We start from the raw sequence: 13,255 nt of genomic DNA on the forward strand, positions 1-13,255 counted from the left end.
ACGAGGTCAAGAACCTGGCCCAGGAGACCGCCTCGGCGACCGACGAGATCGGCCGTCTGGTGCAGGCCATCCAGACCGACAGCACCGCCGCGGTCGGCGCCATCAACAAGATCAGCGAGGTCATCTCCGGGATCAGCAGCTACCAGCTGACGATCGCCAGTGCGGTGGAGGAGCAGACCGCGACGACGAACGAGATGAACCGCAACGTGGCCGACGCCGCCGCCGGGGCCTCCCGCATCGCCGACAACATCGCCCTGGTGGCCTCCTCGGCCTCCGAGGTCGACACCGACATCACCCGCTCGCGCCAGACCGTGGCCGAGCTCAACAGCGTGTCCCAGCGCCTGCGGGAGGCCGTCGGCCAGTTCCGCCACTGATCCGGCCGGCCGGGGTGTCCACGTCGTGAAGGCCCCGAGTGTTTACGGCGTAAACACCTGGAGGCGTCCACGGCGCGAGCGCCCGAGGTGTTTACGCCGTAAACACCCGCCGGTGTCCACGGCCGGAGCACTCCAGGTGTTTACGGCGTAAACACTTCGCCGTCCCGCAGCCCTCGTTCCACCAACCGAACAGACCGATCCGACCGCGTCGTCCATGACGAGAAGGAAGACCACAGTGCGCTACAGGAGCATGGCCGTGCTGGCCGCCGTGGCCGTCACGGCCCTCGCCGGGTGCGGCGCCGAACCGGAACCGGCACTCCGCCTCGCCGCCGCCGAGAGCGACGGCCTGGGCCTGGAGCAGGTGCGCGTCGGGCTCGCCTTCGACCAGGGCGGCCGGGGCGACAAGAGCTTCAACGACGCGGCGGCCGCGGGCCTGGACCGGGCGAAGAAGGAGCTGGAGGTCGACGGGGTCGAGGTCACGCTCTCCGAGGAGACCGACGAGGAGCGGGTGACCAGGCTGCGCGAGCTGGCCGAGGCCGGGCGCAACCCCGTCATCGCGGTCGGCTTCCTGTACGCCAAGGCCGTCCAGACGGTCGCCGCGGAGTTCCCCGAGACCACCTTCGCCATCGTCGACGACGACTCCTTCAGCGCCCCGAACGTGGTCTCCCTGGTCTTCGCCGAGGAGCAGGGCTCCTACCTCGTCGGAGCCACGGCGGCCCTGAAGTCGCGCTCCGGCCGGATCGGGTTCATCGGCGGCGTGCGCATGCCGCTGCTGCAGAAGTTCGAGGCGGGCTTCACCGCCGGTGCCCGCAAGGCCCGGCCGGGTGTGCGGGTCAGCGTCGACTATCTGTCCACTCCCCCGGACTTCAGCGGCTTCGGCGTCCCCGACAAGGCCAAGGAGATCGCCGAGCGGATGCTCGCCGACGGGGTGGACGTCGTCTACACCGCCGCCGGAGCGTCCGGCGCCGGTTCGCTGCAGGCGGTCGCCGCCCGCAAGGGCACCTGGGCCGTCGGAGTCGACTCCGACCAGTACCAGACCGCCGAGGCCGGGGTCCGGGACTCCATCCTGAGCTCGATGATCAAGCGCGTGGACAACGCGGTCTTCCAGGAGATCCAGGCCTTCATCAAGGGCGACCGCGCCGGGGGCGTCAAGCGCTTCGACCTCAAGACCGACGGCGTGGGCTACTCGGTCTCCAACACCAAGGCCGTGAGCGCGGTGCAGCGCAAGGTGGACAGCATCCGCCAGCAGATCCTCGACGGCGCCGTCACGGTTCCCACCAAGCCCTGACCCGGACCCCGGCCTCCCGACCCGTGGAGTGTTTACGGCGTAAACACTCCACGGACCGGCCGGCGGTGAGTGTTTACGCCGTAAACACTTCGCGGCACCGCTCGCGGCGCGCCGTACTCCGCGCTCGTGGGGTACGGCGGATCCGCGGCGGTGTTTACGGCGTAAACACCGCTCGTGGAGTACGGCGGACCCATGGCGGTGTTTACGGCGTAAACACTCCGGCCGCTCGCCGGACCCGGGCCCTCAGGCCAGGGAGTCGATCCAGCGCTCCAGCCGGCGGCCCTCCACGGCCATCAGCTCGGGGTCGCGGAAGGTGTTGGTGAGCAGGGATATCCCCTGGTAGGCGGCGATCAGGGCGGCGGCGAGCTCGCGCGAGTCCTCGCGCCCCATCTCCCGGAACTGCAGCTCGGCCCAGTCGAGCAGCGTCCGCATGACGTCGGCGATCGCGCGGTCGAGACCGTCGTCGCGCTTGTCGAGCTCCGAGGCCAGCGTCCCGGTGGGGCAGCCGAACCGGGCGGCGAGCTCGCGCTGTTCCACCCAGCCGTTCAGGAGGGCTTTGAGCCGCTCCCGCGGGGTGGGCAACCGGGCGAGCGAGGCGGTCATCTCCCCCAGGTCGCGCCGGTGCGCCTCGATCGCCGCCTCGATGAGCTGGTCCTTGGTCTTGAAGTAGTAGTAGACGTTGCCCACCGGCACCTCGGCCGCCTTGGCGATGTCGGCCAGCGTCGTCTTCTCGACCCCCTGCTCGTGCAGGATCCGTACGGCGGCGGCCGCCAGCCGTTCCCGTTTCCCCGGCTGCCGCCGGACCCCTGTTGAGTCAGCCACCTGACTAACTCTAGACGTACGGCGGAGCCACCCGCTATGGTCCGTTCTTAGTTAGTCAACTAACTCAGAGAGGGACACATCATGATCGTCGTGACGGGTGCGACCGGTAACGTCGGACGCGAGCTTGTCCAAGTGCTTGCTTTGGCAGGGGAGAAGGTGACGGCGGTCTCCCGCACGCCGTCGCCGGTCCCGGCCGGGGTCCGGCACGTGCCGGCCGACCTCACCGAGCCCGCGAGCCTGCGGGAGGCACTCAACGGCGCCGGGGCGCTGTTCCTGCACAACACCGGCGTCAGCGCGCATCTACTGGATCTGGGCGCCATCCTCGATGTCGCCAGAGCCGGCGGAGTGCGGCAGGTCGTGCTGCTGTCCTCCCAGGGCGTCGCCACCAGGCCGGAATCGGCCTCCCACGGGGGCACCGGGCAGTCCATCGAGGACGCCGTCCGCGTCTCGGGCCTGGACTGGACGATCCTGCGGCCCGGCGGCTTCGCCTCCAACGCCTTCGCCTGGGCCGAGTCGGTCCGCACCCGGCGCACGGTCGCCGCCCCCTTCGGGGACGTCGGCCTGCCGGTCGTCGACCCGGCCGACATCGCCGAGGTGGCCGCCGCGGCCCTGAGCCGGGACGGTCACACAGGGCAGATCTACGAGCTGACCGGGCCCGCTCTCAGCACGCCCCGCCAGCAGGCCGCGGCGATCGGCGACGCGCTCGGCGAGCCGGTCCGGTTCACCGAGCAGACCCGTGAGGAGGCACGTGCGCAGATGCTGACGTTCATGCCCGGACCCGTGGTGGAGACGACGCTGGCCATCCTCGGCGAGCCCATCCCCGCCGAGCGGCGGATCAGCCCCGACGTCGAGCGGGTCCTCGGCCGGGCGCCGCGCGCCTTCGCCGACTGGGCGGCGCGCAACGCCGGAGCCTTCCGCTGAGCCCGGAGCGCGCCGGAGCCCGGGACCGGGCGGAGGACCGGAGCCGAGCGAGGACCAGGGGCGGGCCGCCCCCTGCTGGGCGTTCCCACCCGGGACGTGCGCCGCGGGTCAGGAGCAGGCGCGCATGATCTCCGCCAGTTCGTCCGGTCGCAGCGGCGGTTCCGGCAGGGGGCGGGCCGCCGTGGCCCGCAGGCCGTCCAGCATCAACGCCAGGTGGCGGCGCCAGGCCTGGGGCCTGACTGCGGCGGTGGCCTCGACCGTCCGAGCCGTTCCCCAGGTCAGGAAGGCCATGTCCTCCAGGGTGACGTCCTCGCGCAGCGCCCCGGACTCCCGCGCCCGGTCGAGGATCCGCACCATCGACTCGTAGCCGCGCGCGTGCTCCTCGGTGGGAGGCGCCTGCGGGAGGCGGCGGGAGACCAGGTCGTTGTATCCGCGGTCGGCGGCCTGCAGTTCGCAGACCCGCTCCAGGAAGTGGACCAGGCCCGCCCACGGGTCGGCCATCGCCAGGGCGTGCTCGGCGATCTCGGCCACGGTCGCGACGCGGTCGGCGAAGACGGCCTCGACCAGGTCGGCCCGCTCGGGGAAGTGGTTGTACAGCGTGCCGCTGCTGACCCCCGCCGTGCGGGCGATCTCGTCGAGGGAGACGTCCAGGCCCCGGGCGGCGAACAGCTCGCGGGCGGTGGTGACGAGCAGGTCGCGGTTGCGCTGCGCGTCCTTCCTCAGCGGCTTCGTGCGGGGCGGCATGAGCCGATCCTACCTAAGTTGACCGTACTCCCAACTTATGCGTACGCTCCAAATAAGTTGAGAGTACGGTCAACTTATTGAGATCCCTCGAAGGAGCTGACTTCCGCATGCCCGAGACCCTTGCGATCTTCGGTGCCGGTCCCGTCCTGGGCCTGTCCGTCGCCCGCCGCTTCGGCCGCGAAGGCTTCCGCGTCGCGCTCGTCGCCCGTACCGCCGCCAACCTCGACCGCCTGGTGGCCGAACTGGCCGCCGACGGCATCGAGGCGGCCGGCTTCACCGCCGACGTCTACGACCGCGACCAGATCGCGGACGCCGTCGCGGCCATCGGGCGCGCCTACGGGCGCATCGACGTCGCGGAGTTCAGTCCGGGCGGCGGCGACATGGGCGAGGGCATCCAGGCCGCGCTCGACGTCGACGTCGAGAACACGCAGCTGATCCTCGATCGCTTCCTGCTGTCGGCGGTCGCCCTGGTCCGGCAGGTGCTGCCCGGCATGGTCGAGCGCGGCGAGGGTGCGATCCTGTTCACCGCGGGCCAGTCGGGCCTGCACCCGACCCCGTTCCTGGGCAACGTCGGCATGGCCCAGGCCGCGCTGCGCAACTACGTCCACACGCTCAACGCCTCGCTGGCCGACAAGGGTGTGTACGTGGGCGCGGTCAACGTCGGCGCCCTCATCGAGGGCAGCGTGCCGCACCGGGCGATCACCTCCTCGGCCGAACCGCTCGGGTTCGAACCGGAGGTGATCCACCCCGATGTCTTCGCCGACCACTTCTGGGACCTGTACGCCACCCGTGACCGGCCCGAGGCCCTGGTCGGCGCCTTCGGCCGCTGACTCCCTCCGACGAGGCGGAGGGTCAGGGGGCCGCCTGGCCGCCGGGCGCGACGACCGGCAGGAGGGCGGGGCGCTTGGCCGTACGGCCGTCGCCGGAGGAGCGCCCGCGCAGGCGGCGGCCGATCCACGGTCCGGCGAACGAGGCCAGCCAGCGCGCCTCCGTCGCCGCCACCTGCCAGGCGGCCGGTGCGGGCAGCGGCGGGAGCGGGTCCATCCAGGTGCCGTCGCTGCCGGGGAGCTCCAGCGCGTGCGCCAGCGCGGCGGCGATCACGGAGTGGCCGTGCGGGCTGGCGTGCAGCCGGTCGGCGCTCCATATCCGCGCGTCGGTGACGGAGGTGAGCGGGAAGGTGTCGATGAGGATCACGCCGTGACGGGCGGCGGCCTGGCGGATGCGGGCGTTGAGGTCGAGCACCCTGGGCAGCAGCCGCCGTGCGATCGGGACGATCCTGCCGATGTCGGGGAAGGTCACGGTGACCACGTGCGCCCCGGTGGCGGTCAGCGCGGCGAACATCTCCTCCAGGGCGCCGGCCACCTCGGCCGCGTCGAACCGGGGGCGGATGAGATCGTTCATGCCCGCCATGACGGTGACCAGGTCGGGGCTCAGCTTCAGGGCGGCCTCGAGCTGTTCGTCGCGGACCTGGGCGGCCAGCCGGCCGCGTACGGCGAGGTTGGCGTAGAGCAGGTCGGGGTTGAGGCGGGCCAGCTGCTCGGCGAGCCGGTCGGCGAAGCCGCGATGACCCCGCACGTCGTCGCCGTCGCCGAGTCCTTCGGTCTGGCTGTCCCCGAGGGCGACGTACCGGTGATAGGCGGTCACGACAACGCTCCCTTCTCCTGTTGTGCGCTCTCGTCTTGCGCGGTCCCGTCTCGTACGGCGCGCTCGCTCAGCGTCCGCGCCGTCTGCAGGCACCACTCGTGCATCTGCCGCTCCAGGCGGAGCCCGCCCAGGCAGGTGAGGTACGGGCCGACACGTTCCCCCCGGCGCAGGAACTCCTCCTCCTCCAGCTCGCCCCGCAGGCGGAGCAGCATCTTGCCGAACAGCTCCAGCTTGGCCGCGGCCTCGGCGGCGCGCTCCTGGAGCTGGGCGATGAGGGGGCCGGGGGCCAGCAGGTCGCAGGCGTGGACCTTCACGATCAGGTCGTCGCGGATCAGCAGGGGTTTGGCCGGCGCCGCGGCGAAGGCGGCCAGCTCGGCGAGACCTGCCCCGGTCACGGTGAACACCCGCTTGTCGGGACGTCCCCGCTGGACCACCCGGCGGCCCGTCAGCAGGCCGTCGGTCTCCATCTTGGCCAGCTCGGCGTACAGCTGCTGCGGGGTGGCGTACCAGAAGTCGGAGACGCCCACATCGAAGATCTTCGTCAGCTGGTAGCCGCTGAACTCACCGTCCAGCAGCGCCGCCAGCACCGCGTGCCGCAGAGCCATCGGCTAGCTGTACTCAAGGAATTGAGTAGTCATGGACGTGACTATAGGAGGAGAGGTCCGGGGAGGCAAGATCGGTCCTGTTTCTGACTTACGTTAACGAGGGTTATCGCAACTCAGACGTACGAGAGCAAAGTATTTCGCTTAACTCGATTCACTTAAGCGATACACGTAAGCTTTTGCTTGAACACGTTCAACCTCGCTGCGCCGATGGCGGCCGGGAGGTTCTCACTGCAGCCCGGTGCTCCGGGCTGCAGGGTACCCCGCTGCGTTCTCGGCAGCGTTTCCGACAATGTCCCCGGCTGTGTCCCCGGCAGCGCTACCGGTCACCTTCCGCCGCCACTGGTCGATGACCTGCCGGAAGGCCTCGCTCATCAGGAGGATGAGTTCGGCTGAGGACTCGAAGCGGGCGCCCGCCGGGGTCGCGACCCCGAGGATCTCTGCCCCGCGGCGCGATGCGGCCTCCAGCGCCTCGTTCATCTGCAACGACGCCAGGATGGACCGGAGCCAGATCTCGTCGTCGATGACATAGCGTTCGCGCCGCGCGCCGGCGGGGCGTTCCCGTCTGAGCATTCCCTGCTGTTCGAGGAAGGCGACGGCGTGCGAGATCGACGCCGGGCTGACGCGCAGCCGCTGGACCAGGTCGGCGGCGGTGAGGGTGCCGGAGTCGGTGATGTACAGGCAGGCCAGCACCCTGGCCTCCATCCGGGGCAGGCCCTGCCGGATGAGGAGTGCGGTGAAGGACTCCGTGAACTCCTGCACCGCCCGGGGGTCACGCCCCGGGGCGCTGTCGAAGACCGGCGGCGCCGCGGGCCGGGCCTGCTTGTGCCGGCGCGCACGGTGCCGGGTGGCCTCCTGCGCCCGGTCCGCTCCGTAGCCGTCGGGCCCGCCGTTGCGGGTGACCTCCCGCATGACGGTCGAGGCGGGCCGGCCCAGACGCCGGCCGATCTCCGCGTATCCGAGTCCCTCGGCCAGCCCCGCGGCGATGTGCCGACGGTCCTCATCGGTGAGTCTGCCTCCGGGCATCGGTGCCTCGTCTCCCATCTGCCTGCGTACGCGGAGCCCGCCTCCCGCACACCCGCCGCCCAGTATGCATTCACCCACACCTCATTGCAATGCAATCCCGAACTCCCATTGCATTCAGACTCACACTCATTGCAAAGAAGGCCATCTAGCTTGGGTTTGACAGGTATATACGGCCTCAAAATCTGTTGACTGATTTATGAATGCAATGTAGCTTCACATGCGTTCAGAGGTTCTCGAACAACGGCGGATGCCGGTGAGGAGATTGACGATGAGACACGGCGATGGTGGCTTCTCCGAGGCGGGACTGCGCAGGGTGCGCGGGGTGCTGACGCGGTATGTCGACTCCGGGAAGATCCCCGGGCTCGTCGCCCTGGTCAGCCGCGGCGGGCAGACGCACGTCGAGACGATCGGGACCATGCACCGTGACGGTGGCGCGCCGATGCGCCGGGACACGATCTTCCGGATGGCCTCGACGTCCAAGCCGGTCGCGATCGCGGCGGCGATGGTCCTGCTGGACGAGTGCAGGCTGCGACTGGACGACGTGGTGGAACCGTGGCTGCCCGAGCTCGCCGGCCGCCAGGTGCTCAGGCGGATCGACGGCCCGCTGGACGACACCGTGCCGGCGCGGCGGCCGATCACCGTGCGGGACCTGATGACCTCCACGTTCGGGCTCGGCATGGACCTGACGTCGATCGGCACCCCGATCATGAATGCGATCTTCGAGCGGGGGCTCACCCCCAATCTGCCGGTGCCGATGCCCGGGCCGGAGGAGTGGATGCGCCGCCTGGGCGAGCTGCCGCTGATGCACCAGCCAGGAGAGCACTGGCAGTACCAGATCAGCAACGACCTCCTGGGCGTGCTGGTGGCCAGGGTCACGGGTCAATCGTTCGAGGCGTTCCTGCGTGAGCGCATCTTCGATCCGCTGGGGATGACCGACACCGCCTTCCACGTGCCCGATGACAAGATCGACCGGTTGCCGAACCTGTACGCCCCCGACCCGCAGACCGGGGAGTTCCACGTGTGGGACGAGGCCAAGGGCGGACGCTGGAGCGAGCCTCCGGCCTTCCAGGGCGGCGGAGGCGGGCTGGTCTCCACCGTCGACGACTACCACGCCTACTTCCGGATGCTGCTCAACGGCGGCATGCACGGCGGTGAGCGGATCCTGTCGCGGGCCGCCGTCGAGCTGATGACCACCAACCGCCTCACGCCCGAGCAGAACGCCGCCCGCAACGCCCTGGCCACCAACAACGTCCACGTCTCGTTCGGCCAGGGGCAGCACGGCGGCTGGGGCTTCGGGATGGCGGTGCGCACCTACCGCGGCGACTACGCGCCCGTCGGCCAGTTCGGCTGGGACGGCGGGAGCGGCACCACGACGTACGCCGACCCGGCCAACCGCCTCACCGGGATCCTGCTCACCCAGGTCGGGCTGTCGGTCCCCGATCCGGCGCGGCTGATCCACGACTTCTGGACCACCCTCTACCAGGCGATCGACGACTGACGGCGGACTCGCGCCGGGGCCGTCCGGCAGGAGTCCCCGGCGCCTACGTCGAGGAGGAGGACGTCAAGATGTTCATCGACCAGTCGACGGCCGTCAGGTAGGCGTGGGCCAGCTGGGCCGTCTCATCCTGCGGGTCGGGCATCTCGCCCTGCTCGTAGGCCTTGGCGGTGGTGACGACCGAGCCCAGGGGGCCGCACTGGTCGATGAGTGCGGCCGAGACGTCCTTGCTGAGGGACAGGTGGGAGACCAGCTCCTGCGGGGGCACGCCCAGCAGGTCGGCGATGCCGCTCAGCAGCCCGACGGTGAACGCCTTGTCGCTGGGCAGGCCCAGGGACCTGGACAGCAGCTGGCACAGGCGTGCCCGGGTGAGGATGTGCGACATGCGTTCGGTGTCGACGCCCTGTCCGTCGTCGACCACGTCGCTCAGGAGCATCAGCGTCACCCAGTGCCGCAGGCGTTCGGTGCCCAGGACCATGATGGCGTCGTTGACCGAGGCGATCCGGTGCCACAGCCCGGCCGCCGCGGAGTTGGTGGCGCGCAGGATCCGGTAGGACAGCGCGGGGTCGGCGGTGACGATCGCCGCCACCTGCTCGATGTCGGTGTCCTCGTCGGCGAGCTTGCTGATCAGCTCCAGGTGGCGCAGCCGGCTGGGCGCCAGCGTGTCCAGCGACAGCACCCGGGGCTTGCCCAGCAGATAGCCCTGGAACAGCGTGAACCCGAGATCCTTGGCCAGCTGCAGGTCGGCCTCGGTCTCCAGTCGCTCGGCCACCAGGCGCAGGCCCGGGTAGGCGCGGCAGGCCTCCACGCGCGAGCGCAGCAGGTCGGGGTCGACCCCGGAGACCTCGATCTTGACGTAGGAGGCGATCTCCAGCAGACGCTCGTGGTCGTTGCCGAGGACGAAGTCGTCGAGTGCGATGGCGAAGCCCTGCTCGGCCAGCTTGCGTACTCCGGCGATCACTTCTTCGTCGATGCGGATGGTCTCCAGGACCTCCAGCACGACCGGTCCGGAGTCGAAGGGCAGCGGCAGCTCGCCGACGAGGAACTCACGCGTCAGGTTGATGAAGCACAGGTGGGAGCCGGTGAGCCGTTCCAGGCCGAACTCGCTGAACGCGTTGACGATCACCTGACTGGTCGCCTCGGCGCCCCGCGCCGTCGCCCCCTGCGCCTGGGAGTGGGAACGGAAGAGCAGCTCGTAGGCCACCAGCGCGCCCGTCACGTCATGGATCGGCTGACGGCCGATGTGGATCCGGTGCCAACCGGTGTCGACAGGAGTGTCGGCGGAACGCATGCCATGTACATCGTCGGCCGAAGGCGGCATGTGAGGAATCTCCTGGAAAGAACATGGGTTCCGGGCCCTCGGGCCGGTGGAGACGACGTTACAGGCTCGATCTCCGGAAATACGGTTACCCTGGCCGTCCGACCCGTTACCCTCTGTCGCATTCCGGGGATGAGGATCGGGTGATCCTGTTCAAAACGGTGCGACGGCCTCTGTCGGTGCGGGCCCGGGGCTGTGCGGACGGGCCGGGCGCGGTACGGCGGGCGGGTGGCCGATGCCCGTGACGCCCGCGCTGGGCCGTACCGTCGCGTTCGCCGCGCTGTACCTGATCATGTCGTACCTGGGCCGGATGACCCTGATCGACAGGTCGAGCCTGAGCCTGGTGTGGCCCGCCGCCGGTGTGGCGATGCTGTGGTTCGTGGCCCAGCGCCACGAGGGCCGCCTGCGCTGGCTCGACGTCGCGGTCTTCTCCGCCGCCACCTTCTCGGTGAACGTGCTGACCGGCGCCTCCGCGCTGCTGGCGTCGTGCTTCGTGCTGGCGAACCTGACGCAGGTGGGGGTGTTCCTCCTGCTGTTCAGGGAGCTGCTGCCCGAGATGTGGCACGCCCCCGGCTGGGGGCGGCTCGACCGGGTGCGCGACATGTGGATGCTGCTGCTGCTGGCGACCGTCAGCACGGCGTGCTCCACCGCCATCGGCCCGACGGCGGTCTGGCTGCTCGGCGGCCCGTGGACGTGGCTGTCCACGGCGGTCTGGATGATCCGCAACATCGTCAGCATCGTGCTGATCGGCGCGGTCGGCATCCGCATGAGCCACCTGTTCGGTGCGCTCGGCCCGCGCGCCCCCTCCGCCCTGCGCCGGCTGCTCCGCGGGACGAGCGTATGGAAGTGCCTTGAGGGCATCGCCCTGGTCGCGGTGTCCGCCGCGGCGTACGTGGTGGCCTTCGCCATCAGCCAGGGGCTTCCGCTGGCGTTCCCGCTGCTGACGGTGACGGTCTGGGCGGGCCTGCGCTTCGGCACGACCCTGGTGGTCCTGCACGGCCTGTTCACCGGGACGGCCGTCGTGCTGTTCACGCTGAACGGGCACGGCCCGTTCGCCCCCATCGAAACGCCCGCCGTGCGGGCCGTAGTGGCGCAGGTGTTCGTCGGGCTGGTCACCATCGTCGGCCTGCTGATCGCACTCGGCCGCGACGAGCGCGACGCTCTCGTGCGGCGGCTGGCGACCGCCGAGAAGGCCGCCTCCCGGCAGGCCAGGCTGCTGAGCACGATCGTCAACTCGATGAACGACGGCCTGGCGGTGGTCGACACCGGCGGGCGCTTCGTCATGAGCAATCCCGCGACCCGGCGCCTGCTCGGATGGACCGACGACCCCTCGGCCGTCTTCTCCGACGGGCAGGGCGTCCTGCATCCCGACGGCAGCCCCGTCTCCGGGCAGGAGATGCCGCACCGGCGGGCCCTGGCCGGGGAGACGGTCGAGGGCGTGGACATGTTGGTGCGCGACCCCGGCGGGGGCGAGAGCCGCATGCTCAGCGTCAGCGCGATCCCGCTGCCGTCGTCGGAGGGCGACAGGGCGATCGTGGTCCTGCACGACGTCACCGCCGAACGCCGGCACCACGACGAGCTGGCCTCCTTCGCCGGCGTCGTCTCCCACGACCTGCTCAACCCCCTGACCACCATGGAGGGCTGGACGGACATCCTCGCCGACACCATCACCGAGGAGCTGCGCGCCGAGGACACCGAGCAGATCAAGGCCAGCATCGTCCGGATCAAGCGGGCCACCGCCCGCATGCGCAACCTGATCCAGGACCTGCTCGCCCACACCACCGCGCGGGACGCGGCGATCGCGCCCGTGCCCGTCTCCCTCAAGGACGTCGTCGAGGACGTCGTCACCGCGCGCAGCGACATGCCCGGCGGGCAAACGCCCCTGTTCCACCTCGGCGAACTGGGCGAGGTCCGAGCCGATGCGGCGCTGCTGCGCCAGCTGATGGACAACCTGATCGGCAACGCGATCAAGTACACCGCTCCCGGCAGCACCCCGGAGGTCACCGTCACCTCCTGCCCGCAGGGCCCGGATCTCGTCCGGGTCGAGGTCGCCGACCGCGGTATCGGCATCCCTGCCGGCCAGCATGAAGTGATCTTCGAGAACTTCCACCGCGCCCACGTCAAGGCCGGCTACACCGGCAGCGGTCTCGGCCTGGCCATCTGCAAGCGCATCGTCGAACGGCACGGCGGCACGATCGGCGTCGAGGACAATCCGGGCGGCGGATCGCTCTTCCACTTCACCCTCCCGGCCGCGCACGCCGACCTCCCGTCCTCCGGGTCCGGCGCGTCGCTCTCCTCCGGGGAACGCGAAAGCCCCCGGCCGGAACCCTGAAGAGGGTTCCGCCGGGGGTTTCGAAGGCCCTGGGGCATCCGGGACAGGCCCGGGATCAAGCCGGCCGGTGTCCGCGGAACACTGCGGCGGGTCGGGCCGGTCGAGGCCGCCGACCGCCGCGCCGGCATGCGGGGTATGCCGGCGGGTACCGGCTCAGTCCGCGTTCGCGGACACGCTCGGCTTCTGGTTGATCTTGTGCCGCTCGTCGACCACGCTGACGTACGGGTATCGGGTCATCAGGACCGGCTCGTGACGCTGGTAGTGGTGGCCACAGAACAGCAGGTCACGGTTCTGGCTGAAGAGGACGCGGACGAAGGCCTGCGCGCCGCACTGATCGCAACGGTCGGCGATCTTCAGCGGGTCGCCCTGCAGAACCCTCTCTGCGGTGATCGTCATAAATTCAACCCCTAACCGTTGATTACGGTCTATATGGTCGGTCCGTCACATAATCGGTCGTTCGGGGCGGCAGTTGAGCATCTCTGCCCCGTCCATCAGCCGATTCGCGTTCGCGGGAGGCCTGTATGGCCGTCCCCCTCTACGGATCCGGCGACCGTGAGATCGGTCACCTACCTTCCATTGAGCACGCTGCACGTAGCCGGACAGGGGCGGCGAAGGTGCCGGTCGGTTGCGGGCACGGCCGGTCTCGGCCGCCGCCGACGGGGGACACCGGGCACGGGCGGCTGCGGGCA

The 13,255-nt window shown here is 70.3% G+C and carries 12 protein-coding genes and 1 pseudogene; 6 read left to right on the plus strand and 7 right to left on the minus strand.

Features of this window, described 5'->3' with window-relative positions; genetic code table 11:
- Both Pta02_RS38870 and Pta02_RS38875 read left to right on the plus strand, forming a co-directional pair.
- Positions 1-374, plus strand: a pseudogene (locus tag Pta02_RS38870) (hypothetical protein); the annotation flags it as partial.
- Positions 375-609: 235 nt separating this feature from the next.
- Positions 610-1,662: a BMP family lipoprotein gene (locus Pta02_RS38875; protein ID WP_203880050.1), complete on the plus strand. Its 1,053-nt coding sequence runs from the start codon at positions 610-612 to the stop codon at positions 1,660-1,662.
- Positions 1,663-1,905: 243 nt separating this feature from the next.
- On the opposite strand, the gene Pta02_RS38880 is transcribed toward Pta02_RS38875, so the two are convergent.
- Positions 1,906-2,484 carry a TetR/AcrR family transcriptional regulator gene (locus tag Pta02_RS38880; RefSeq protein WP_239131563.1) on the minus strand — a complete coding sequence of 193 codons (579 nt, stop codon included), beginning with the start codon at positions 2,482-2,484 and terminating at the stop codon, positions 1,906-1,908.
- An 81-nt stretch (positions 2,485-2,565) separates the two neighbouring features.
- Between Pta02_RS38880 and Pta02_RS38885 the strand changes: the two genes are divergently transcribed.
- Positions 2,566-3,405, plus strand: coding sequence for an NAD(P)H-binding protein (locus Pta02_RS38885; RefSeq protein ID WP_203880051.1), 840 nt, complete (start codon positions 2,566-2,568; stop codon positions 3,403-3,405).
- A gap of 108 nt (positions 3,406-3,513) precedes the next feature.
- On the opposite strand, the gene Pta02_RS38890 is transcribed toward Pta02_RS38885, so the two are convergent.
- Positions 3,514-4,149 (minus strand): TetR/AcrR family transcriptional regulator, encoded by a 636-nt coding sequence (locus Pta02_RS38890; protein WP_203880052.1) that lies wholly within the window; start codon positions 4,147-4,149, stop codon positions 3,514-3,516.
- A 107-nt stretch (positions 4,150-4,256) separates the two neighbouring features.
- Between Pta02_RS38890 and Pta02_RS38895 the strand changes: the two genes are divergently transcribed.
- Positions 4,257-4,979, plus strand: a complete 723-nt coding sequence (locus Pta02_RS38895) for an SDR family NAD(P)-dependent oxidoreductase (RefSeq protein WP_203880053.1) — start codon at positions 4,257-4,259, stop codon at positions 4,977-4,979.
- A 22-nt stretch (positions 4,980-5,001) separates the two neighbouring features.
- Here Pta02_RS38895 and Pta02_RS38900 read toward each other — a convergent pair whose 3' ends face one another.
- The 3 genes from Pta02_RS38900 to Pta02_RS38910 all read right to left on the minus strand — a co-directional run bounded on the left by Pta02_RS38900 (position 5,002) and on the right by Pta02_RS38910 (position 7,421).
- Positions 5,002-5,793 carry an SGNH/GDSL hydrolase family protein gene (locus Pta02_RS38900; protein WP_203880054.1) on the minus strand — a complete coding sequence of 264 codons (792 nt, stop codon included), beginning with the start codon at positions 5,791-5,793 and terminating at the stop codon, positions 5,002-5,004.
- Positions 5,790-6,398 carry a PadR family transcriptional regulator gene (locus Pta02_RS38905; protein ID WP_203880055.1) on the minus strand — a complete coding sequence of 203 codons (609 nt, stop codon included), beginning with the start codon at positions 6,396-6,398 and terminating at the stop codon, positions 5,790-5,792. Before Pta02_RS38905 ends, Pta02_RS38900 begins: the two co-directional genes overlap by 4 nt.
- Before the next feature lie 225 nt (positions 6,399-6,623).
- The gene (locus Pta02_RS38910; RefSeq protein ID WP_203880056.1) at positions 6,624-7,421 is read right to left on the minus strand and encodes a GbsR/MarR family transcriptional regulator; all 798 of its coding nucleotides are present in this window, start codon (positions 7,419-7,421) and stop codon (positions 6,624-6,626) included.
- A gap of 268 nt (positions 7,422-7,689) precedes the next feature.
- Between Pta02_RS38910 and Pta02_RS38915 the strand changes: the two genes are divergently transcribed.
- The gene (locus Pta02_RS38915; protein ID WP_203880057.1) at positions 7,690-8,919 is read left to right on the plus strand and encodes a serine hydrolase domain-containing protein; all 1,230 of its coding nucleotides are present in this window, start codon (positions 7,690-7,692) and stop codon (positions 8,917-8,919) included.
- Positions 8,920-8,962: 43 nt separating this feature from the next.
- On the opposite strand, the gene Pta02_RS38920 is transcribed toward Pta02_RS38915, so the two are convergent.
- A complete protein-coding gene (locus tag Pta02_RS38920) occupies positions 8,963-10,207 on the minus strand; it encodes an EAL and HDOD domain-containing protein (protein WP_203880058.1) in 1,245 nt (414 codons plus the stop codon).
- 262 nt (positions 10,208-10,469) lie between these two features.
- Here Pta02_RS38920 and Pta02_RS38925 point away from each other — a divergent pair, with 262 nt between their 5' ends.
- Positions 10,470-12,566 (plus strand): sensor histidine kinase, encoded by a 2,097-nt coding sequence (locus tag Pta02_RS38925; RefSeq protein WP_203880059.1) that lies wholly within the window; start codon positions 10,470-10,472, stop codon positions 12,564-12,566.
- Positions 12,567-12,719: 153 nt separating this feature from the next.
- Here Pta02_RS38925 and Pta02_RS38930 read toward each other — a convergent pair whose 3' ends face one another.
- Entirely contained in the window at positions 12,720-12,962 is a 243-nt protein-coding gene (locus Pta02_RS38930; RefSeq protein ID WP_203880060.1) for a DUF7455 domain-containing protein, read from the minus strand.
- Between the last annotated feature and the right edge of the window lie 293 nt (positions 12,963-13,255).

Origin of the sequence: Paraplanobispora takensis (genome assembly GCF_016863195.1) — a bacterium.
Classification (GTDB): domain Bacteria; phylum Actinomycetota; class Actinomycetes; order Streptosporangiales; family Streptosporangiaceae; genus Planobispora; species Planobispora takensis.